This is a genomic window from Kitasatospora sp. NPDC097643 (assembly GCF_040302625.1).
GTDB lineage: Bacteria > Actinomycetota > Actinomycetes > Streptomycetales > Streptomycetaceae > Kitasatospora.
In genome coordinates, this window is the sequence record NZ_JBEOSA010000052.1 from 26,123 (window position 1) to 46,795 (window position 20,673).

The 20,673-nt window shown below is 74.1% G+C and carries 21 protein-coding genes; 13 read left to right on the plus strand and 8 right to left on the minus strand.

Going from position 1 to position 20,673, the window contains the following annotated elements; translation table 11 throughout:
* Positions 1 to 120 precede the first annotated feature (120 nt).
* From ABTY15_RS27970 to ABTY15_RS27980, 3 genes are all read left to right on the plus strand, one after another.
* Entirely contained in the window at positions 121 to 690 is a 570-nt protein-coding gene (locus ABTY15_RS27970) for a TetR/AcrR family transcriptional regulator (protein ID WP_350601300.1), read from the plus strand.
* 234 nt (positions 691 to 924) lie between these two features.
* Positions 925 to 1,962 carry an agmatine deiminase family protein gene (locus ABTY15_RS27975; RefSeq protein WP_350601303.1) on the plus strand — a complete coding sequence of 346 codons (1,038 nt, stop codon included), beginning with the start codon at positions 925 to 927 and terminating at the stop codon, positions 1,960 to 1,962.
* Between the two features lie 48 nt (positions 1,963 to 2,010).
* The gene (locus ABTY15_RS27980; protein WP_350601306.1) at positions 2,011 to 3,168 is read left to right on the plus strand and encodes an agmatine deiminase family protein; all 1,158 of its coding nucleotides are present in this window, start codon (positions 2,011 to 2,013) and stop codon (positions 3,166 to 3,168) included.
* Between the two features lie 109 nt (positions 3,169 to 3,277).
* On the opposite strand, the gene ABTY15_RS27985 is transcribed toward ABTY15_RS27980, so the two are convergent.
* The gene (locus ABTY15_RS27985; protein WP_350601308.1) at positions 3,278 to 4,471 is read right to left on the minus strand and encodes an agmatine deiminase family protein; all 1,194 of its coding nucleotides are present in this window, start codon (positions 4,469 to 4,471) and stop codon (positions 3,278 to 3,280) included.
* 154 nt (positions 4,472 to 4,625) lie between these two features.
* Here ABTY15_RS27985 and ABTY15_RS27990 point away from each other — a divergent pair, with 154 nt between their 5' ends.
* Positions 4,626 to 5,264 (plus strand): TetR/AcrR family transcriptional regulator, encoded by a 639-nt coding sequence (locus ABTY15_RS27990; RefSeq protein ID WP_350601309.1) that lies wholly within the window; start codon positions 4,626 to 4,628, stop codon positions 5,262 to 5,264.
* 126 nt (positions 5,265 to 5,390) lie between these two features.
* Here the strand turns inward: ABTY15_RS27990 and ABTY15_RS27995 are convergent, their stop codons facing one another.
* Positions 5,391 to 6,326 carry a DUF4436 family protein gene (locus ABTY15_RS27995; RefSeq protein WP_350601312.1) on the minus strand — a complete coding sequence of 312 codons (936 nt, stop codon included), beginning with the start codon at positions 6,324 to 6,326 and terminating at the stop codon, positions 5,391 to 5,393.
* A complete protein-coding gene (tatA, locus tag ABTY15_RS28000; RefSeq protein WP_350601314.1) occupies positions 6,323 to 6,637 on the minus strand; it encodes a Sec-independent protein translocase subunit TatA in 315 nt (104 codons plus the stop codon). The genes ABTY15_RS27995 and tatA overlap by 4 nt, the downstream gene beginning before the upstream one ends.
* A gap of 172 nt (positions 6,638 to 6,809) precedes the next feature.
* Here tatA and ABTY15_RS28005 point away from each other — a divergent pair, with 172 nt between their 5' ends.
* The 9 genes from ABTY15_RS28005 to ABTY15_RS28045 all read left to right on the plus strand — a co-directional run bounded on the left by ABTY15_RS28005 (position 6,810) and on the right by ABTY15_RS28045 (position 16,234).
* Positions 6,810 to 8,000, plus strand: a complete 1,191-nt coding sequence (locus ABTY15_RS28005) for an agmatine deiminase family protein (protein WP_350601316.1) — start codon at positions 6,810 to 6,812, stop codon at positions 7,998 to 8,000.
* 52 nt (positions 8,001 to 8,052) lie between these two features.
* Positions 8,053 to 8,802: an urease subunit gamma gene (gene ureA / locus ABTY15_RS28010; protein WP_350601318.1), complete on the plus strand. Its 750-nt coding sequence runs from the start codon at positions 8,053 to 8,055 to the stop codon at positions 8,800 to 8,802.
* Positions 8,799 to 10,508, plus strand: coding sequence for an urease subunit alpha (locus ABTY15_RS28015; protein ID WP_350601321.1), 1,710 nt, complete (start codon positions 8,799 to 8,801; stop codon positions 10,506 to 10,508). The genes ureA and ABTY15_RS28015 overlap by 4 nt, the downstream gene beginning before the upstream one ends.
* A 146-nt stretch (positions 10,509 to 10,654) precedes the next feature.
* Positions 10,655 to 10,843 carry a YegP family protein gene (locus ABTY15_RS28020; protein ID WP_350601322.1) on the plus strand — a complete coding sequence of 63 codons (189 nt, stop codon included), beginning with the start codon at positions 10,655 to 10,657 and terminating at the stop codon, positions 10,841 to 10,843.
* Between the two features lie 109 nt (positions 10,844 to 10,952).
* Positions 10,953 to 12,221, plus strand: coding sequence for a glycosyltransferase family 4 protein (locus ABTY15_RS28025; RefSeq protein ID WP_350601324.1), 1,269 nt, complete (start codon positions 10,953 to 10,955; stop codon positions 12,219 to 12,221).
* A complete protein-coding gene (locus ABTY15_RS28030) occupies positions 12,218 to 13,444 on the plus strand; it encodes a glycosyltransferase (protein ID WP_350601325.1) in 1,227 nt (408 codons plus the stop codon). The genes ABTY15_RS28025 and ABTY15_RS28030 overlap by 4 nt, the downstream gene beginning before the upstream one ends.
* On the plus strand, positions 13,441 to 14,343 hold the full coding sequence (locus tag ABTY15_RS28035; protein ID WP_350601327.1) for an SGNH/GDSL hydrolase family protein: 903 nt from the start codon (positions 13,441 to 13,443) through the stop codon (positions 14,341 to 14,343). The genes ABTY15_RS28030 and ABTY15_RS28035 overlap by 4 nt, the downstream gene beginning before the upstream one ends.
* A 169-nt stretch (positions 14,344 to 14,512) precedes the next feature.
* The gene (locus tag ABTY15_RS28040) at positions 14,513 to 15,694 is read left to right on the plus strand and encodes an NUDIX hydrolase (protein ID WP_350601329.1); all 1,182 of its coding nucleotides are present in this window, start codon (positions 14,513 to 14,515) and stop codon (positions 15,692 to 15,694) included.
* A gap of 114 nt (positions 15,695 to 15,808) precedes the next feature.
* Positions 15,809 to 16,234: a DUF6188 family protein gene (locus tag ABTY15_RS28045; protein WP_350601331.1), complete on the plus strand. Its 426-nt coding sequence runs from the start codon at positions 15,809 to 15,811 to the stop codon at positions 16,232 to 16,234.
* 124 nt (positions 16,235 to 16,358) lie between these two features.
* Here ABTY15_RS28045 and ABTY15_RS28050 read toward each other — a convergent pair whose 3' ends face one another.
* From ABTY15_RS28050 to ABTY15_RS28070, 5 genes are all read right to left on the minus strand, one after another.
* A complete protein-coding gene (locus ABTY15_RS28050; RefSeq protein ID WP_350601333.1) occupies positions 16,359 to 16,733 on the minus strand; it encodes a hypothetical protein in 375 nt (124 codons plus the stop codon).
* A 156-nt stretch (positions 16,734 to 16,889) separates the two neighbouring features.
* Positions 16,890 to 17,285 (minus strand): roadblock/LC7 domain-containing protein, encoded by a 396-nt coding sequence (locus ABTY15_RS28055; protein WP_350601336.1) that lies wholly within the window; start codon positions 17,283 to 17,285, stop codon positions 16,890 to 16,892.
* A gap of 82 nt (positions 17,286 to 17,367) precedes the next feature.
* Entirely contained in the window at positions 17,368 to 18,525 is a 1,158-nt protein-coding gene (locus ABTY15_RS28060; RefSeq protein ID WP_350601338.1) for a hypothetical protein, read from the minus strand.
* 124 nt (positions 18,526 to 18,649) lie between these two features.
* Complete coding sequence (locus ABTY15_RS28065) at positions 18,650 to 19,033, minus strand: hypothetical protein (RefSeq protein WP_350601340.1); 384 nt, start codon at positions 19,031 to 19,033, stop codon at positions 18,650 to 18,652.
* 615 nt (positions 19,034 to 19,648) lie between these two features.
* On the minus strand, positions 19,649 to 20,656 hold the full coding sequence (locus ABTY15_RS28070) for an LLM class flavin-dependent oxidoreductase (protein ID WP_502893608.1): 1,008 nt from the start codon (positions 20,654 to 20,656) through the stop codon (positions 19,649 to 19,651).
* Between the last annotated feature and the right edge of the window lie 17 nt (positions 20,657 to 20,673).

Below are 20,673 nucleotides of genomic sequence, written 5' to 3' on the forward strand. Positions count from 1 at the left end.
CGCATCCTTCACCGCACTGAAAATTCAGTCAAGCCCCTGGAGTGCAGTTACCCGCTAGTTCTGAAAGTTTCGTCAGGATTGTGCAACGAGCGGCCCCGGAGCCCGGTAGAGTTCGTGATCATGTCGGACCGCCGGACAGGAATACTCAAAGCCGCCACCCGCGTCATCGCCCGGCGCGGCGTACGCGGACTGCGCATGGGCGAGCTGGCCGCGGAGGCCGGTGTCTCGACCGCGCTGATCTACTACCACTTCACCGACCGGGCCGGCACCCTGCGCCGGACGCTGGAGTTCATCAGCGACCGCGCCGACCACTACACCGCCGACCAGGAGCCCCCGCCCCGGACCGGGGACCCGCGCAGCGACCTGGAGCGGGTCCTGCTGCGCGAACTCCAGGACACTGCCGAGGTGCGCGAGAACAGCACCGCCTGGGGCGAGTTGCGGGCCACCGCCGTCTTCGAACCGGAGCTGCGCGAGGAGCTGGCGAGGAGCACCCACACCTGGGTGCACGACATCGCCGAACTCCTCGCCCGCGCCGACCCCACCGGCACCGCCCCCGCGCACGCGGCCGCCGCCGAACGGCTCACCGCCCTGATCGAGGGCCTCAGCGTGCGCTGGCTCAGCGGCTCGCTGAGCCTCGACCATGCCCGCCGGCTCCTGCACGGGGCCGTCGAGGCGGAACTGGAGCGCTGAGCCGGCGCGCGCCGAGGCCCCCGCGGCAGCGCAGCGGAGGCGGCACCGCACTCCGTGACGATCCCTGCGACAGGGGTGATGTCACGGCTCCCAACTTGACTGACTATTCAGTCAGTGCGACGCTGCTGGTGACAGCAGGCGCTGCCGGTCCCGCCCGTCCCACTGCGCCCCGGCGCGCCACAGTGCGGAGAGTGGAGACGCACCTGCGCACCACCGCACGATCAGGAGACCCCCGTGAGCTACTACCACGAAGACCACTCCAGCGAGTCGGGCCCCTGGGTGCCGGCGGACGACGTCCCGCACGCCCGGACCTGGATGTCCTGGCCCTCCCGCCGGGGCGTGTGGGGGCTGCGCCTGGGCGGCGTCCAGGAGGACATCGCCCTGATCGCCCGCACGATCGCCGAGTTCGAGCCGGTGGTCATGTGCGCCCCCGACGACTACACCGCGGACAAGGCCCGCTCGTGGTGCGGCCCCACCGTGGAGGTGATCACCACGATCCCCACCGACGACCTGTGGATGCGCGACATCGCCCCGGTCTTCCGCCGGGACGGCTACGGCGGCCTGGACGCCGTGGTCCTCAACTTCAACGGCTGGGGTAACAAGCAGGTCCACCACGACGACGCCCGGGTCGCCGAGCTCGTCGCCGCCCGCCGGGGCCTGCGCCACTCCTACGCGGACTTCGTCGGCGAGGGCGGCGCCATCGAGACCGACGGCGACGGCACGGTGATGGCCACCGAGAGCAGCCTGGTCAACAAGAACCGCAACCGCGGCATGAGCCGGGACGAGATCGAGGACGCCGTCCTGGACGCCTACGGCGCGGACAAGATGATCTGGCTGCCCGGGATCAAGGGCCAGGACATCACCGACGACCATGTCGACGTCACCTCCCGGTTCATCCGGCCCGGCGTGGTGATGGTCCAGCTGCCGCCGACCGACCGCAACGACGCCTGGGCGCGGGACGCCCGCGAGCAGTTCGCGATCCTGTCCGCCGCCACCGACGCCCGGGGCCGCCGGCTCCAGGTGATCCCGGTGCACGGCCCGGACACCGTCCGCTCCCGCAGCTCCAAGTTCGTCGACTCCTACCTCAACTTCCACCTCGTCAACGGCGGCGTCATCACCGCCCAGTTCGGCGACCCGTACAAGGACGCCGCCGCGCGGGACACCCTCGCCGCGGCCTTCCCCGGCCGCCGGGTCGTCCAGCTCGACGTCGACCGGCTGATGGCCGGCGGCGGCGGCATCCACTGCTCGACCATGCACGAACCGCTGCCGTAACCCCCGCACCCCCGGCCCACCCTCGAAATCCCCGCCCGGAGACCTCGTATGACCACTGACCTGTCCCGCCGCACCGTGCTGCGCTCCCTGGCCGGCGCCGGCGTGCTGGCCCTCGGCCTGACCGCCTGCTCCGACCTCGACGACCTCGCCGCCGAGGACGCCGCCTCGACCCCGCAGCCCGGCGGCTCGGCCGCGGCCGGGGCCCGCCGGTTCGGCGCGGAGTGGGAGAAGCACCTGCGTACGGTGATGTCCTGGCCCACCTCCGAGAACGTCTGGGGCGAGCAGCTCGGCGACGTCCGCCGGGACATCGCGGGCCTCGCCCAGGCCATCGCCGCCCGCGAACCGGTCGTCCTGATGGCCCGGCCCGAGCAGCAGGAGGCCGCGCAGAAGGCCTGCGGCTCGGCCGTCGAGGTGGTACCGGTGGCGGTGGACGACCTGTGGGCCCGGGACACCCTGCCGGTGTTCGTCGAGGAGGGCGGCAAGGTCAAGGGCGTCGACTTCAACTTCAACGGCTGGGGCAACAAGCAGCAGCACGGCAACGACTCCAGGATCGCCCGGGCCGTCCTGGCCAAGTACGGCGTCGAGCGGGTCGAGACCAGGCTGGTCGCCGAGGGCGGCTCCTTCGAGACCGACGGCCTGGGCACCCTGCTGGTCACCGAGAGCTCCGTGGTCAACGACAACCGCAACCCCGGCATGAGCCGGGACGAGGTCGAGGCCGAGCTGAAGAAGGTGCTCGGCGTCACCAAGGTGATCTGGCTGGCCGGCGTCAAGGGCAAGGACATCACCGACGCCCACGTCGACTGCCTGACCCGCTTCGTCGCGCCCGGCGTCGTGCTGCTCGACCAGGCCTTCCCGGGCACGCCCGCCGACGTCTGGTCGCGCTCCGCCGACCAGGCGCGCGGCGTCCTGAAGAGCGCCACCGACGCGCGCGGCAAGCAGTTGCAGGTCATCGAGCTCCAGCAGCCCGACCCCGACAAGATCACCGGGCGCGGCGACGCCTTCGTCTCCTCCTACATGAACTTCTACGTCGGTTCGAAGGGCGTCTACCTGCCCAGGTTCGGGGACGGCCGGGCCGACGACCGCGCCCAGCAGATCCTCAAGCAGCACTTCCCGGACCGGGAGATCGTCCCGGTGAAGATCGACGCGATCGCGGCCGGCGGGGGCGGCATCCACTGCGCCACCCACGACATCCCCGCCGCCGGCTGACCGGGCCGGGAGGGTCCGGGCCGATCGGCGCGGACCTCCCGGCCGGGGCGAAGCGGTGCGGCCGGTCCGATCGTCGGAGCGGCCGCACCGCTCGTGCGTCCCCGGTGACTCACACCGCGGGCTGCTGCTGGGTGACGCAGTGGATCCCGCCACCGCCCGCGCCGATGTAGTCGATGTTGAGCTGCTCGACGGTCCGGCCGGGGAAGAGCCGCGCGAGCGCGCTCCGCGCGGCGGCGTCGGCCGCGGTGTCGCCGAACTGGGCGGAGATCACCGCGTTGTTGCAGAGGTAGTAGTTGGCGTAGGAGCCGACGAAGTCGGGGTTGGTCGAGCGGATCAGGTTGTAGTCGGGGCCCTGGATCCGGGCGACCGTGACCGGGGTGCCCAGCGCGCCGGTCGAGGTCGACAGGATCTGGTACTGCTGGCGCTCGTCGTTGGACCAGACGTCGGTGTCGGTGGGCAGCGGCAGCTGGACCACCGCCGAGGCGGCGCCGAGGAACCTCGAGGTGGCGTCGACGTGGTCGTCGGTGATGTCCTGGCCCTGGATCCCGGGGAACCAGATCACCTTGGACGCGCCGTAGGCCGCGCACAGGGCGGTCTCGATCTGGGCCTGGGACATCCCGGGGTTGCGGTTGGAGTTGACGATGCTGCTGCGGGTCGCCATCAGGGTGCCGGCGGCATCGGTCTCGACGGCGCCGCCTTCGGTGACGAGCCCGGCGGCCGTGAACGGGATGCCGAGGTAGGCCGCGACGCGCTGGGCCACCAGGGCGTCGTTGCCGTGCGGGTTCTGCTTGTTGCCCCAGCCGTTGAAGTTGAGGCCGATCGCGTCGAGGCCGCCCGCGCCGTTGGTGCGGAAGACCGGGCCGGTGTCGCGCATCCAGCAGTCGTCGACCGGGACGGAGCCGATGACGGTGACGCGTGAGCCGCACATCGACTGCGCCCTGGCGACGCTGGCCGGGTTCGCGCACATCGTCACCGGCTCGTACTTGGCGATGGTCCTGGCGATCAGGGCGATGTTCGACTGGGCGCCGCCGAGCTTGCCCTTCCAGATGGTGCTGTTGTCCGGCCAGGCCATCCACGTCCGGGTGTGCGGGACGGTGTCCAGCGGGACGGCGTAGCCGGCGGCGGACGCCGTGGCGGTGCGGGGCGTGCGGCGCGGGTCGGCCGCCGCCCGGCCGGCGGTCGCCGCGCCCAGCGCGGCACCGGCGACGGTCAGTCCGGCGGCCGTCAGGAACCCGCGCCTGCCGAGGCTCCCGTTCCCGTCGCCGGGCGTCGGGTCGGTGCTGGGGTGATCGCGATCGTCCACTCCTACCTCCGTGTCAATTCCGGTGATGTGCCGTGGAGTTGACCCAGAACGTAGAACTGGCCAAGCGCTCGGTCAATATCCCGCGCAGGAATCCGCCCGGACCGGATTCCGGCCCGCCCCTCCCCCGCGCCTCCCGGTCGTTACAGTGGCGGCCATGGCGACACGGGCGACAGGCACAGAGCGGCAAGCGTCCTCCGCGCCGGGCGGCACCGGTCGGACGCGGGCGTCCAGCAAGGGCGAGCAGACCCGGACCAGGCTGATCGCGGCGGCCCGGACGCTGCTCGCGGGCGGCGACGCCGGCCGGTTCACCACCCGCAATGTGGCCGCGCTGTCCGGCGTTTCGCACGGCATGTGCCACTACCACTTCGCGGACCGCACCGAACTGATCGTCGCGGTGGTGGTCGACATCCGGCCGGAGTGGATCACCCCGCTGGAGGAGGCGGTGGACGGTCCGGGCGGCTTCGCCGAGCGGGCCGAGCGGGTGCTGGCCCTGCTCACCCGGCCCGAGAGCCCCGACCTGGCGCGCCTGCACGCGGCCCTGCACTGGCTCGCCCTCAACGACGAGCGGGTCCGGGCCAGCCTGGAGGCGGAGTACGGGCGGTGGCGGTCCTGCTTCGTCCGCCTGTTCCGGACCCTGGCGGACGAGCGCGGTGACGGCTCCGACCCCCGCCCGCTCGGCGAGGCCTTCGCCGCCGCGGTGGACGGGCTGGCCGCCATCGGATCGCTCGACGGGACGGTGGACGCCGGGCAGGTGCTGCGGACGCTGATGGCCGCGCTGTCGTCCACCGGGTGACCGGGGCGGGGGCGCGGACGTCCGCCCGGCCGGCGGCGGGTGCGGGTCAGGGCGACCCACCGCCCGGGCCGGGGGCGGGTCCGGGTCAGGGCGACCCACCGCCCGGGCCGGGCGCGGGCGGCCGCTTCACGCCCCGTCCGCAGCGGCCTCCTGCTCGCGGCGCAGCCGGTGCTCGGTGCGGATGCCGCACCAGGCGGTCCAGGTCAGGCTGGCGGCGATGATCCCCTCGGCCCAGAAGAACGCGACGTAGTCCATCAGCGATCCGATCGGCGGCGAGCCGGGGGCCGCGTTGCGCATGCCGATCAGGGCGAACAGGCTCGCCGCCATCCAGCCCAGCGAGGGCCAGACCAGGCCCTCCCGCTTGCGGTAGAGCACCTCGGCCGCGCCGAGCACGGCGAGGGCCAGGGCCCACATCGCCGCGATCATGAACCAGGAGAGGATGAAGGTGCTGCGGGAGCGGGTGACCTTCGCGTCCAGGGTCACGGCGCCGGTGCTCGCGGCCGCGGCCTGCGGGCGCAGGACGAAGAACGGGTCGGTGTCGGTGAAGACCAGGCCGACCGGCACGGCCGAGGCCCCGCTGGTGGCAGCGAAGCCGACCTCCATCCGGTAGCGGTCGAAGGGGTAGTCGGTCTTGGTGCCGTCGTACATCCCCACCTGGACGAGCTGCGATGCCGCGGTCTCGCCCTCGGCTGCCTTGATGGTCACCTTGGGGGTACCGGTGACGGAGATCTCGACCGGGCGGCTGAACGTCTGGGAGTCCGGTCCGGCGGCGAACCGGCCGTGCGGGACCGGGGTGACGTAGAGCGTCAACTGCTGGGCCGCCGGATCCACGTCCTGTGCGGTGACGTCGAGTTCGATCCAGTCCGGTACCGACGGGAGCGCCAGCTCGCGGGTCTGCTCGCGGGTGTTGCGTTCGTTGAGGTAGAGCCCGATGCCGCTGCCGCACAGCGCGACGACCACCGCCAGGACGGCGGCGAACCGCCAACGGCGGCGGGGGCGGGAGCGGGAGCGGGAGCGTCGGCGCGGGGCCGCGGGGGGTGCGCTGATGTCGTCGGTGATCACGGTCGGGACGACCGCCGGTCCGGCTCGGCCGTCGGTCTCGCGGCCGGGGTCGGGGTCGGGGTCGGGGTCGGGTCAGCGGGCGGTACCGCACCGACGGACGGGGTCGCCCCGGGGGACGGGCTCGCCGCGGCTGACGGGCTCGCGCCGGCGGGCGGGTCGTCCTCCCGCATGGCCGCCGTCTCGGCCTTGAGGATGCGCATCGACTTCCCCAGTCCGCGCGCCATGTCGGGCAGCTTCTTGGAGCCGAAGAGCAGCACCACCACAGCCAGCACCACCAGGAGGTGCCAGGGCTCCAGACCATTGCGCAGCATCGCCGCCTCACCAGGCCTTTCTTCGTCGTGACCGGAGCCGCCCGCGCGGCGGCCCGGGTCGTCTCGGGATGGTTTGGGTGGCTTCACCATAGAGCTTGACTGATTTTTCAGTCAATGGAACAGTGCAGTCCCGGCGCCTACCGATCCACCCTCAGCCCCACGGGAGTTCACCGTGACCCAGTCGTTCCTTGCCCGCCGCACGGTGCTGCGCTCCCTCGCCGGTGCCTCGGTGCTCGCCCTCGGCGCGACCGCCTGCGCCTCCGGTGCGGACCCCGCCGACCCGGCAGCCCCGTCCTCCGCTGCCGCCGAGCAGCCGACCGGGGCTGCCACGGCCGCCACTCCGGCCTCCGCCCCGGCGCGCGGACGCAGGCTGGGCGGCGAGTGGGAGAAGCACGAGCGGACGTTCATGGCCTGGCCGGCCTCCGAGAACGTCTGGGGCGAGCACCTCGGGGCAGTACGGAAGGACATCGCCGAGGTGGCCCGGGCCATCGGCGAACGCGAACCGCTGGTCCTGCTCGTCCGCCCCGGCCAGGAGACCTCGGCCCGCAACGCCTGTGGCAAGGACGTCGAGCTGCTGTCCGTCCCGGTGGACGACCTGTGGGCCCGCGACACCGTGCCGGTGTTCGTCGAGGAGGGCGGCAAGGTCAAGGGCGTCGACTTCAACTTCAGCGGCTGGGGCGGCAAGCAGGAGCACACCAACGACGCCCGGATCGCCCGGGCGGTGCTGGACACGTACGGGATCGAGCGGGTCGAGACCCCGCTCACCGCCGAGGGCGGCTCCTTCGAGACCGACGGTCTGGGCACCCTGCTGGTCACCGAGAGCTCCGTGGTCAACGACAACCGCAACCCCGGGCGCAACCGCGACCAGGTCGAGGCGGAGCTCAAGCAGGCCCTGGGTGTCACCAAGGTGATCTGGCTGGCTGGCGTCAAGGGCAAGGACATCACCGACGCCCACGTCGACTGCCTGGCCCGGTTCGCCGCACCCGGCGTGGTCTTCCTGGACCGCGCCTTCCCCGGCACCCCGGCGGACGTCTGGTCCCGCTCGGCCGACCAGGCCCGGGCCGTGCTGGCGGACGCGACCGACGCCACCGGCAAGAAGCTGACGGTCGTCGAGATCAGCCAGCCCGACCCGGACAAGACCACCGGCCGCGGCGACGCCTTCGTCTCCTCGTACATGAACTTCTACATCGGCAACAAGGCCGTCTACCTGCCGCTGTTCGGCGACCCCCGAGCCGACGACCACGCGCAGGAGGTGTTCCGGGACCACTTCCCGGGCCGCGAGATCGTGCCGCTGCAGATCGACACCATCGCCTCCGGCGGCGGCGGCATCCACTGCTCCACCCACGACCAGCCCGCCGGCTGACGCCGACCACCCCGCACCCCGCACCCCGTACCCCGAGGGAGAACCCACCCCCGTGCAGCTGACCCCCACCGAACGCGACCGGCTGCTGATCTTCACCGCCGCCGAACTCGCCCGTGCCCGCCGGGCCCGCGGCCTGCGCCTCAACATCCCCGAGGCCACCGCGCTGATCTCGGACACCGTCTGCGAGGCCGCCCGCGACGGGCTGCGGCTGGCCGAGGCCGTGGCGCTCGGCCGCGCCGTCCTCACCGCCGACGACGTACTGCCCGGCGTGCCGGACCTGGTCACCGAGATCCAGGTCGAGGCCGTGTTCCAGGACGGCACCCGGCTCGCCGTCATCGCCGACCCGTTCGGCGGCGGCGGCCTCGGCGAGGCGGCCCCCGGCGCCGTCCTCCTCGGCGAGGGCTCCGCCCCCGTACCGCGGCCGGTCCGCACGCTGGCGGTCCGCAACACCGCCGAGGTGCCGGTCTCGGTCACCTCGCACTTCCACTTCTTCGAGGCCAACCCGCGCCTGGACTTCGAGCGCGCCGCCGCGTACGGCATGCACCTGGCCGTCCCGGCCGGCTCCTCGGTCCGCTTCGACCCGGGCGCCACCGTCGAGGTCGGGCTGGTGCCGATCGGCGGCGAGCGGGTCGCGATCGGCTTCGCCGGGCTGGTGGACGGGCCGCTGGACTCGCCCCGGGTCCGGCGGGAGGCGCTGCGGCGGGCCGCCGAACAGGGATACCTCGGGGTGAACGGCGACGACGACGGACGGGATTGCCCCGGAGTGAACGGCAACCACGACGGAGCGGAGAACGAGCGGTGAGCAGCACCATCGAGGCGCACGAGTACGCGGCCGTGCACGGCCCGCGCACCGGGGACCGGGTCCGGCTCGGGGACAGCGGGCTGGTCGTCCGGGTCGAGTCCGACTCCCAGGCGCCGGGCGACGAGTTCCTGGTCGGCTTCGGCAAGACCGCCCGGGACGGCCTGCACCTGAAGGCGGCCGCCGTCCGGGACACCTGCGACGTGGTGATCAGCAATGTGCTGGTGATCGACGCGATCCAGGGCATCCGGAAGACCTCGATCGGCATCTGGGAGGGCCGGATCGCCTCGATCGGCCGGGCCGGCAACCCGGACACGCTCGACGGTGTGGACGTCGTGGTGGGCACCGGGACGGCGATCGTCTCCGGCGAGGGGCTGATCGCCACCGCCGGCGCCATCGACACCCACGTCCACCTGATGTCCCCGCGGATCATGGAGGCCTCGCTGGCCTCCGGCGTCACCACGATCATCGGCCAGGAGTTCGGCCCGGTCTGGGGCGTCGGCGTCAACTCGCCCTGGGCGCTGCGGCACGCCTTCAATTCCTTCGACGCCTGGCCGGTCAACATCGGCTTCCTGGGCCGTGGTTCCTCCTCGCACCCGGCTCCGCTGGTGGAGGCGCTGGCCGAGGGCGGCGCCTGCGGGTTCAAGGTGCACGAGGACATGGGCGCGCACACCCGCGCCCTGGACACCGCGCTGTCGGTGGCCGAGGCGCATGACGTCCAAGTCGCCCTGCACACCGACGGGTTGAACGAGTGCCTGTCGGTCGAGGACACCCTCAAGGTGCTGGAGGGCCGGACCATCCACGCCTTCCACATCGAGGGCTGCGGCGGCGGACACGTCCCCAACGTCCTCAAGATGGCCGGCGTGCCGAACGTCATCGGCTCCTCCACCAACCCCACCCTGCCGTTCGGCCGCGACGCGGTCGCCGAGCACTACGGGATGATCGTCTCCGTCCACGGCCTCAAGACCGACCTGCCCGGCGACGCCGCCATGGCCCGCGACCGCATCCGGGCCGGCACCATGGGCGCCGAGGACGTGCTGCACGACCTGGGGGCCATCGGCATCACCTCCTCCGACGCCCAGGGCATGGGCCGGGCCGGCGAGACCGTGCGCCGTACCTTCGCCATGGCGGGGAAGATGAAGGCCGAACTCGGGCCGCTGGAGGGCGACGGGCCGCAGGACGACAACGAGCGGGTGCTGCGCTACGTCGCCAAGCTGACGATCAACCCGGCCATCGCACACGGGCTTTCGCACGAGGTCGGCTCGATCGAGGTCGGCAAGCTCGCCGACATCGTGCTCTGGCGGCCCGCCTCCTTCGGCGCCAAGCCACAGCTCGTGCTCAAGGCCGGCTTCCCCGCCTACGGGGTGACGGGCGACCCCAACGGCGCCACCGAGACCTGCCAACCCCTGGTCCTGGGACCGCTGTTCGGCGCCCACGGCGCCACCCCCGCCGACCTGTCGGTGGCCTTCGTCAGCCGCGCCGCCGCCGAATCCGGCAGCCGGGACCGCCCGCACGACACCATGACGACCCGCCGTCGCCGCGTCGCCGTCCGGAACACGCGCGGCATCGGACCCGGCGACATGATCCGCAACAGCCGTCTGGGCAGCGTCGCGGTGGACGCCCGGAGCGGCCTGGTGACCCTCGACGGCACCCCGCTGCACTCCGAGCCCGCCCAGGAGGTCGCACTCAGCCGGCTCTACTTCCTGTGACCGGCGGCCGCCGCCCCCGAAGCCCTGGCCCGACCGGGCCCGCGAGCGGCACCTGACCCGAACGGGTCCGGTCGGCGGGCGGGTCGCCGGGGCGGGCCCTAGGTTGCGGAGCGAGGGGGCTGACCGAGCGAGAGGCTGCGACTGGCATGGCTGGGAAGTTCGAGCTGTACATGGATGAGACCGGGATGCACCGGTTCCACCTCAAGGCGAGCAACGGATCGATCGTGGTGACCGGCGACCCGCAGGAGAGCCGGGACGACTGCATCAGGAGCATCGAGTCGATCCGCAAGCTCGCTCCGTACGCGGAGCTCAAGGAGGCGGCCGGGCCGGCCTGAGGCGGCGCGGTGCGGGGCGCGGGTCGGTGGTGCAAATCGCCGACCCGCGTTCGCTTGTACGACAGATCCCTTTGGCCGGGTGCATGCCGGACGCGGACAGAACACTGGCATGCGCGTCGTCATCGTCACCGAATCCTTTCCGCCCGAGGTCAACGGAGTCGCCCACAGCGTGCTGCGGACGGCCGAGCACCTGGTCCGCCGGGGCCACCAGCCGCTGGTCGTCACCCCCACGCCGGCACGCGGCGCCGAGTGCCCGCCGCAGACCTTCGGCGCCGGGGCCGACGCGGCGGAGCTGCCGGTGGTCCGCATCCCGTCCGTCCCGCTGCCCGGGTACCCGCAGGTGCGGATCGCGCTGCCGAGCCGGCAGCTGGCGGCCGCCGTCGCCGGGCACCGGCCCGACCTCGTGCACCTGGCCAGCCCGTTCGTGCTCGGCGCGCGCGGGATGCAGGTGGCCGCCCGGCTGGGCGTGCCGGCCGTCGCCGTCTACCAGACCGACCTCGCCGGCTACGCGCACGCCTACCGCGCCGGGCGGGGGCTCGGCGAGGCCGCCGCCTGGCGCCGGATCCGGACGGTCCACCGGGCGGCCGCCCGCACGCTGGCGCCGTCCACCCCGGCCGCACAGGACCTCACCGCGCACGGGGTGCCCCGGGTGCAGCTGTGGCCGCGCGGCGTCGACTCGGCGCGGTTCCACCCCCGGCACCGGGACGAGGCCCTGCACCGGGCGCTCGCCCCCGGCGGGGAGGTGCTGGTCGGGTACGTGGGCCGGCTGGCGCCCGAGAAGCGGGTCGACCTGCTGGCCGCGGCCTCGGCGCTGCCCGGGGTCCGGGTGGTGGTGATCGGCGACGGACCGTCGGCACCTGGGCTGAAGGCCTCGATGCCCGGCGCGGTGTTCCTCGGCCGCCGGACGGGCGAGGAGCTGGCCCGCTGCTTCGCGACCCTGGACATGTTCGTGCACACCGGCCCGCTGGAGACCTTCTGTCAGACCATCCAGGAGGCCATGGCCAGCGGCGTGCCGGTGATCGGCCCGGCCGCCGGTGGACCGTTGGACCTCGTCGGACACCACCGGACCGGCCTGCTGGTGCCGCCCCGGGACGGAGCGGCGGTGGCCCGGGCGGTCGCGGCGCTGGCCGCCGACCCCGGGCTGCGGGCCGCCTACGGGCGCGCCGGGCGGGCGGAGGTGACCGCGCGGACCTGGGAGGCGGTCGGGGACATGCTGCTGCGGCACTACGAGGAGGTGCTGGCCGAGCACCGGGGGGCGGTGTCGGTGGACGGTGCGGCACCTCGTTCGGTGGCCGTCGGGCCGGAGGCGGTGGGGGTCGGGCCGGAGGCGGTGGGGGTCGCGGAGTCGGCGACCGTTTCGGAGGAGCTGCCGGTATGACGGCCACGTCCTCCCGCGAGCCGCTGCGGATCGTCCGGCTCGCCAACTTCGTCACCCCGGTCTCGGGCGGCCTGCGCACCGCGCTGCGGCACCTGGGCGCCGGATACCTGGCCGCCGGACACCGGCCGGTGCTGATCGTGCCCGGGGAGCGGCGCGGCGAGCAGGAGACCGGGCAGGGCCTGGTGATCACCCTGCCCGGGCCCGTGCTGCCGGGCTCCGGCGGGTACCGGCTGCTCACCGACCGGCGCGCGGTGGCGGCCGAGCTGACCCGGCTCTCCCCCGACCGGCTGGAGGTGTCCGACCGCACCACGCTGCGCTGGACCGGCGCATGGGCACGGCGGCACGGCGTCCGTTCGGTGATGGTGTCGCACGAGAGCGCCGCCGGAGTGCTGCGCACCTGGGGCCTGCCCGGCCCGCTCGCCCGCGCGGCCGCCGACCGGCTCAACACCGCGACGGCCCGCGCCTACGACTCCGTGGTCTGCACGACCGACTGGGCGGCGGCGGAGTTCCGGCGGCTCGGCGTACCGAACCTGGCGCGGGCACCGCTCGGCGTGGACCTGGACGCCATGCGCCCGCTGCCGGAGCCCGCGCGGGCGTACGAACGGGCGCGCTACGCCGAACCGGGTGAGCTGCTGCTGGTGCTCTGCTCCCGTCTCTCGGCGGAGAAGCGGCCCGAGCGGGCGATCGAGGCACTGGCCGACCTGCGGGCGAGGCGGCTGCCCGCCGTCCTGGTGGTCGCCGGCACCGGCCCGCTGCGCGACCGGTTGGCGGCGCGGGCCGAACGGCTGCGGCTGCCGGTGCGCTTCCTCGGGCACCTGAGTCGACGCGACGCCCTGGCCCGGCTGCTCGGCTGCGCGGACGTGGTGCTGGCGCCCGGGCCGGTGGAGACCTTCGGGCTGGCCGCGATGGAGGCGCTGGCCTGCGGGACCCCGGTGGCGGTCAGCCGCTCCTCGGCGCTGCCCGGACTGATCGGGCTCGCCGGGGTGGCCGCCGCCGACACCGGGGCCGGATTCGCCGCAGCCGTACGGGAGTTGCTGGCCCGGCCGGAGGAGGCGCGCCGCGCCGCGACCCGGGCGCAGGCCGAACGGTACGGCTGGCCGGCGGCGGTGGCGGCGTTCCTGGCGGCACACGGGGTGCGGGACGCTCCCCAGGCGGACGTGCGGGCGTCGGTGGAGACGTCGGCATCGGCAGGGCCCGCCGAGGAGAAGGGGGCTCGGAGATGAGCATGCTCGGCGCCGGGCCCGCGCGAGCGACGGAGAGACGCCCCGCGCCGGGTGAGCCGGTCCGCTTCGTGGCGCTCGGGGACTCGCTCACGGAGGGGGTCGGCGACCCGGTCGGCGACGGGTGGCGCGGCTGGGCCGCCGTCCTCGCCCATTCGCTGGCGCCCGAGGGGGCGGGCGTCGAGTTCACCAACCTGGCGTTCAGCGGCGCCCTGGCGAGCGAGTTGACGGTACGTCAGCTACCGGCGGCGCTGGCGCTGCGCCCCCGGCTGGCGGCCGTGGTGGTCGGCGGCAACGACACCCTGCGGTCCGGATTCGACATCCGGGCCGCCACCCTGGAGTTGGACGCCACGCTCGGTGAACTGTCCGGCCACGGCGCCAGGTTGCTGACCGCCTGCCTGCCCGATCCCGGCACCCTGCTCCGGCTGCCCGCGCCGCTCGCCCGACCGCTCGCCCGGCGGATGCGTGCGGTCAACACCGTCGTCCACGCGCTCACCGCCCGCCACCGGGCCCTCCACCTGCACATCGCCGACCTGCCCTGGTGCCAGGAGCGGCGACTGCTGAGCGTGGACCGACTGCACCCCAGCGCCGAGGGCCACCACCTGATCGCCCGCCGGTTCCACGAGCTGCTCGCCGGTACGGACCGGCCGCTCGGCGCCGGTCACCGCCTCGGCCCGCCACCGGTCGCCGAGCCCGCCGAGCCCCCGCCCGGCCGGGCCGCCGACCTGTGGTGGATGGCCACCCAGGGCACCCGCTGGGTCGCCGCCCGCAGCACGGACCTGCTGCCCGGCCTGCTGGCCCTGGCGGCGTCCGAGGGGGCGGCCCGGGTGCGCGGCGCGACCGGTCGTCACGACGAGCAGATGGCCCGGGCGGCAGCGCAGGCGCTGGCCTCGTTGGGGTGAGGCGGGCCGGCCCGGCGGGACCCTCGGCGGGTTGACTGATGATCAGACATGGCGTGCGAGGGGAACCGTGCGGGTATCCGTGGGTGTCGTCGGCAGCAGGAGGCCCGCTGAAGCGCGTGGCCTGCCGAAGCCCGGGGCCGACGGATCGGGCCCGGCGGAGGGAGTAGCGGTGGAGGCGTCACCCACGGGTGGACCGGAACTGGTCGAGCGGGAGCTGTCCGGGCGGGAACTGTTGGCGGCGGCCGGGGTGTTGTTCCCGGACGACCAGGGGCGGGTGCTGGTGGTGCGCCTGCCGTACGACCGGAAGCACCCGGTGGCGATCCCGGGCGGCGGCTGGGAGCCGCAGGACCGCTCGCCCCGGGACACCGCCCTGCGCGAGGTGGCCGAGGAGCTCGGGTTCACGCCCCGGCTCGGGCCGCTGGCCTGCGTCGACTGGACGCTCGACCACCACCGGCCGCCGATCGCCGCGTACCTGTACTGGGCGGAACCGCTCACGCCCGAGCAGGCGGCGGCGTTCCGGCCGGACCTGGCGGAGGTCGGCGGCTGGGCCTGGCTGACCCCGGACCAAGCCGCTCACGCGCTGCCGCCCCGGCTCTCCCGGCGGGTCACGTCCTGCCTGCGGGCGCCGCGGACGGCCGGTCCGCTGGAGCTGGAGGACAGCCTGCCCGCCGGGCACACGCTCGACCACCTCACCGTCGGGCCGCCGCCCGAGTACACCGGGCTCGCCGGGGTGACTGGGACGGCTGGGATGGCTGGGACGGTTGCGATGGCCGGGACGGACCTGCCGGAGGGCGCGGCGGGACGGCTGGAGCCGCCGCTCGACCGGGCCACCTACCTCGCCACCCGGCCGCGGATCCGGGCCAAGGCGCGGGCCGTGTTCACCGACGCGGCCGGGCGGGTGCTGCTCGTCCGGCTGCGGCCGTGGGACGGGCCGCGCGGGCAGGTGCCGTACTGGACGCTGCCCGGCGGCGGCATCGAGGCGGACCGGGAACTGCCCCGGGCGGCCACCCGGCGGGAGGTCCGCGAGGAGCTCGGGTGGGAGGTCGAACCGGGGCGGCTGCTGGCGCTGGACTGGCAGCCCGGCGCGGCCGCCGAGCCGGACGCCGACCCCGCGACGGGCCGGGACACCGCCGTCCTGGTCTACCTGTTCGACGGGGGCACGGTGACGGACCGCATGCTCGACACGATCACGTTGCCGGAGGACGAGCTGGTGGAGTGGCGGCTCTGCACGCCGGAGGAGGCGCAGGAACTGCTGACCGCGCCGTCCTGGGCCCGGACGGCCGCCGCGCTCGCCGCCCGGGAGGCGGCCGGTGGGCCGGTCGAGCTGGTCCGGGGGCAGGCCGTCGGGTAGGCGGGTGGATCGTCCGGTAGGCGGCGCGGGCCGGGTCCGGTGGGCCGCGCGGGGGCGGTGGCCGGATCGTGGTTCGGCCTGGCTCGACGAGCGGCCGGTGGGCACACTGGGGACATGCAGAACGGGATCACGCCTGGAATCGCCAACGGGATCACGGAGGTGCTGACCGGCCGGCGGGTGGAGGCGGTCAGCGGCGGCGGTCGGCTCGACCTCAGACTGGAGGGGCCGGTGACCGTCCGGGTGGCGCACGAGTTCCGGTTCGCGGCACCGTCCTTCGACGCCCCCGCCGAGGTGGAGCACTTCTTCCCCGCGCTGACCATCCGTCCGACCGCACCCCTGCTCGCCCTCGTCGGCCGGACCGTCGACACCGCCCGGATCACCCTGGCCGGCGGGCTGGAGCTGGGCTTCGCCGAGGGCGGCGCACTGTCCGTACCGCCGCACGCACTGCTCGCGCCGTGGAGCGTCGAGACCGCCGAGGGTGCGGTGTGCGCCGGGCTGCCGGGCGGCGAAGTCGGCTGGACGGTGCCCGGCGGGGCCTGAGGCCACCGCCGGGCACTGCCGGGAGCCGCACGGCCGGTCAGGGCCCGTGCGTCCTGGATCGGCCTGGTGCGGCGTCGTGCGTCCTTGCGTACGGCGCCGCACGGCCTGGTGCGGCCCCTTCGGCTCAGACCTCCAGGTCGGCCTCGATCTTGAGGAGCTGGTGGCGGGCCATCGCCAGGTTGGCGCGCGCCTTGTCCAGCGCGAGGTAGAGGAACAGGCCCTTGCCGCTGCGGCTGGTGAGCGGGCGGATCAGGTGGTACTGGGTGCTGAGGGTGATCAGGATGTCCTCGATCCCGTCCCCCAGGCCGAGCATGTCCATGGTGCGCATCTTGGCGCGGACCACGTCGGTGTTCCCGGCGGCGGCCACGTTGAGGTCCAGGCCGCCGGGGCCGTCCAGGGTGGCGAGGGCCATGCCGCTGTTGTAGTCCACGAGTGCGGCCCCGATGGCGCCCTCGATGCTGGTCATGGCCTGCTTGAGTGCGCCGGCTGCGTCGCTCATGTCGGTAACTTCCGTTCGTTCGTTGGGGGATGGATAGGTCGGTCGGTCGGTTGGTCGGTTGGTCGGTTGGTCGGTTGGTCGACAGGTCGGTCTGTGGGGGCGGGTCGGTCGGGCGGCCGGGCGGGCCGGGCGGGCGGCCCGTCGGGAGCGGGCCGGTCAGCCCACGTCGCGCGGATCCCTGGGCATGAGGGCCTCGTTGAGCAGCCCCGTGATCCGCTGGGCGGAGCGGCGGGCCTCCAGGTGCAGTCGGCCGACGTTGACGTCCGGGTGCGCCAGCAGGGTCAGCACGCAGCTGCCGCCGGCCGCGTAGGTGGCGACGTAGCCGTGCTCACCGCGCACCAGCGACTCGCGGAACTCCCCCTGACCGGTGGTGTCGGCGAGCCGCTGGGCCAGTGAGAGCGAGGCCGCGGTCATCGCGGCCAGGCCCGAGGGTTCGGTCCCATGGGTGTCGTGCGCGACCAGCAGGCCGTCCACGCTGGCCACCAGGCCGCCCGCGAGGTGCGGGACCCGGTGCTTGACGGCGCGGAGTTCGGCGAGCAGCTCGGTCTCCAAGGCGATCAGTTGTCTCCTTCCGACACGCTGCTTGAGCGCCCGCCTCATGGCCGGGACGGCGGGGTCGCGGGCGGAGAGTGGTTCAAAGTCGGGCCTCCAGAAGGGTTCGGACCCGGGTCAGGAGCGCGATGTCCGGGTCGGGGACGGTCAGCGGGTGGGCCGCTGCCGGTGTCGGCGGGCGGGCCGAGTGGGTGAGGCCGGCGGCCCCGGCGCCGGTGAGGGTGGCGCCGGGGACCCGACGGTGCAGGCCGCGGGCGGGACTCGGTGCCGCGGCTGCGGAGGTTGCGGAGGTGGCGCGTGCTGTGGGTGCGGTCTGGGCGGTGGGTGCTCTGGGTGGTGCCGGCGCGCCGGGGGTTACGGGTGGTACGGGAGCCGCCGGCGCTCCGGGGGGACCGGCCGGTGCGGCGGCGGGCGGGCCCGCGTGGCGCGGGTGGGTGCGGCGCGGAGGCTCGTGCGGGGCTTCGTGCGAGGTTTCGTGGTGCGGGGTCTCCTGACCCGGGAGGCCGTGGTCGGGGCCCTCGACGCGCGGGGCGTCGAGCAGTCCGGCGGCGGCCAGGCGCCGGACGTCCGCCGTCACCCCGAACCCGGACCGGCCGAGCAGGCGCGCCAGGTCGGCCGGGGTTCTTCGGCCATCGGCGTGGTCGAGCAGCTCGCGCTGGCGCCGCCCCACCACGCGACGCGCGGGCTGCGCCGGTTGCGTGAGCTGCCGGGGCCGTTCGGCCGGACGGACGGGTGCGGTGTCGAGCTGCGGCCACGGCCAGATCCGGTCCAGCAGCAGCTGTCGGCGCTCGACCTCGCGCTGCACCCGGCCGGCGTCGACCGCCGTCACCGGTCCGAGCCAGTGCCGGATGTCGGGTTCGAAGCGCCAGACCCCGCCCGCCAGGTCCGCGAGGACGAAGAACGCGGCGTCGAAGAGCGTGCCCAGGTGGCCGAGTTCGAGTTCGCCCCGGGTGAGCCGGCCGTACTCGACGAGCGCCTCCCCGACCCCGGCGTGCGGGCCGTGGGCTTCGACCAGCTGCGCCCAGTCCTCCGACGTGATCCGGCCGCAGCCGGTGAGCAGGTCGGCCAGGCCGGGGGCGCGGGGCGAGTCGGCGTTGGTCACCTGTCCGTCGATGAAGTAGAGGCTGCCGAGCGGGCCGTGCAGGGCGCCGGTGGACCGGCGGGCGGCGAGCAGGTCGACCGCCTCGCCAGGAGTCCGGGGAACGACGGACGGCAGGACGGCGGTTGGGGAGAGGGTCATGCCACCCACCGCCCGGCGCTGCACGGGTGGCCGGGGTGGCCCGGGTGGCGGACCGCGCGCAACTCGCGCAGGTGGCCCGGGTCGCGCGCTGGCCGAAACCCGACCGCCACCGCAGGTGTCCCGCTCACCCGAGCACCAGTTCCTCGGCGAGGGACTGGAGGCGGTAGCGGGCGCCGGCGAGGTTGCCCTCGTCGCGGTCCAGCCAGAGGTGGAGGACGAGCCGGCTGTCGAAAACGGTGTCGATGAAGCAGATCAGGTGGTAACTCCGGCTCGCAGTGAGGATGATGTCCTGCAACGGTGACCGTCGGTCCTCCGCCCCGGTGAAGGTCTGGCCCTCAACGGCTGCCCGTACCAGGTCGGTTGTCTCGGCGGCCGCGGTCTCGTGCTCGCCGGTCGGGCTCTGCCCGAGGCTGCCGAGCGCCAGCCCGCTGCTCCAGTCGACCAGGCTCGCGGAGCGGGCGCCGGGGATCGCCATCGCTCCGGAGAGGCATTCGTCGATACCCGGCACACCGGCTCCTTCGCGGAATGGGGGCGGCCGGGCGCAGCACGGCACCGGCCGGAACCGCCACCATCAGTGGCGGGTTCGACACGGAAGGCTACTGACCGGATTCCGTATGACGAACATTCCAATGGCATATTCACACCAGAAGCAGTTCATTCCGGCCAAGGTGTGACGGAGCATCAACGCCCGGTAACCGACGAACCCGCTGGCCCGAGCGTTGCGCCCGCACATCCTCCGTCGGCCACCTGGAACGCGACCTTGGCCGATACTCGGCTGCGCAGAAGGGTTTCGGCCACGAAATGCGATAGAGGGGACCGCGCCCGGAAGGGTCGGGCGACGCGTGCCGCGACGACGGCGGGAGAACGCGTCCGACAACGACGAAGGGGCCCGTTCCGTTGGACGGAACGAGCCCCTTCGAGTGGAGCGCCAGGCCCGGGTTGCACGGACTCTTCCTACTGAAAGTAGGACGTGCTCTGGTAGCACCGCTGACGCCTGTTCGAGAGATCATTTCCTCTCGACGGGAAGAACATTAGCAGGTCATCAGGCCTGTTCAGAAACCGGAGGGACGGGCGACAGCGCCCCGGGCAGCAGGAGGGCCGGGGACCGGGGCCGGGACCCGGATCAGGCCTGGCCGACCGCCTCGGCGAGCAGTCGGTAGGAGTCGAGGAGCGCGGTACGGTCGTAGGTGCTGGTGGTGACCAGGAACTCGTCCGCGCCGCTGCGCGCCACCAGGGCGGCGAGCTCGGCGACGGCCTGCTCCGGGGTGCCGGCGATGTGGCCCTTCAGCGACTGCTCGTAGGCGGCGCGTTCGCGTTCGGACATCGGCCGGGCCCGGACCTCGGCGGCGGGGGCGAGCGGCGGGAACTCGCCGTGGGTGCGGGAGTAGGCGCTGGACCAGGCCTCCGGGACGAGCAGCTCCCGCGCCCGGTCGGCGGTCCCGGCGACCGCGACCGTGCCCGAGACGACGACGTACGGCTCGGCGGCCTGCACGGAGGGGCGGAACCGGTCGCGGTAGCGGTCGATCGCGGCCAGCATCCGCTCCTCCCCTCGCGCGGCGGCGATGACCAGCGGCAGTCCGGCCTCGGCGGCCAGGTCGGCGCCGGCGCCGGTTGCCAGGACGAAGGCCGGCACCCGCAGGCCCTCGGCCGGGCGGGCGTGGACGTCGCGGTGGGTCCGCTGCGAGCCGTCGAAGTAGCCGAGCAGTTCGGCCAGCTGCGCACCGAAGTCGTCCGCGGCCTCCTTCTCCCGGCCGAGCGCCCGCCGGACGCCGTCGGTGAAGCCCACCGACCGGCCGAGCCCCATGTCGATCCGGCCCGGAAAGAGGGCGGCGAGCACTCCGAACTGCTCGGCCACCACCATGGGTCGGTGGTTGGGCAACATCACCCCACCGGTGCCGACCCGGATCCGCGTGGTCGCCGCCGCCACCGCCGCGGCCAGCACGGTGGGCGCCGATCCCGCCACCCCCGGCACACCGTGGTGCTCGGAGACCCAGAACCGGTGGTAGCCCAGCCGTTCGGCCTCGCGTGCGAGGGCCACCGTGTTCCGCAGCGCCTGCGCCGGCTCCTCGCCCTGTCTCGTCCGGGAGCGGTCGAGTACGGAGAGCCTGGTCACTGGTGCTTCGGTGGTCACGTCCGGGGAGAACGCCC

What these genes read in the sequence shown, in the direction of transcription:
- ABTY15_RS28035 (WP_350601327.1), top strand. Translation starts at nt 13,441, where the DNA reads ATGAGCATGCTCGGCGCCGGGCCCGCGCGAGCGACGGAGAGACGCCCC.
- ABTY15_RS28045 (WP_350601331.1), top strand. Translation starts at nt 15,809, where the DNA reads ATGCAGAACGGGATCACGCCTGGAATCGCCAACGGGATCACGGAGGTG.
- ABTY15_RS28060 (WP_350601338.1), bottom strand. Translation starts at nt 18,525, where the DNA reads ATGACCCTCTCCCCAACCGCCGTCCTGCCGTCCGTCGTTCCCCGGACT.
- ABTY15_RS27990 (WP_350601309.1), top strand. Translation starts at nt 4,626, where the DNA reads ATGGCGACACGGGCGACAGGCACAGAGCGGCAAGCGTCCTCCGCGCCG.
- ABTY15_RS27980 (WP_350601306.1), top strand. Translation starts at nt 2,011, where the DNA reads ATGACCACTGACCTGTCCCGCCGCACCGTGCTGCGCTCCCTGGCCGGC.
- ABTY15_RS28020 (WP_350601322.1), top strand. Translation starts at nt 10,655, where the DNA reads ATGGCTGGGAAGTTCGAGCTGTACATGGATGAGACCGGGATGCACCGG.
- ABTY15_RS28025 (WP_350601324.1), top strand. Translation starts at nt 10,953, where the DNA reads ATGCGCGTCGTCATCGTCACCGAATCCTTTCCGCCCGAGGTCAACGGA.
- ABTY15_RS28030 (WP_350601325.1), top strand. Translation starts at nt 12,218, where the DNA reads ATGACGGCCACGTCCTCCCGCGAGCCGCTGCGGATCGTCCGGCTCGCC.
- ABTY15_RS27970 (WP_350601300.1), top strand. Translation starts at nt 121, where the DNA reads ATGTCGGACCGCCGGACAGGAATACTCAAAGCCGCCACCCGCGTCATC.
- tatA (WP_350601314.1), bottom strand. Translation starts at nt 6,637, where the DNA reads ATGCTGCGCAATGGTCTGGAGCCCTGGCACCTCCTGGTGGTGCTGGCT.
- ABTY15_RS28050 (WP_350601333.1), bottom strand. Translation starts at nt 16,733, where the DNA reads ATGAGCGACGCAGCCGGCGCACTCAAGCAGGCCATGACCAGCATCGAG.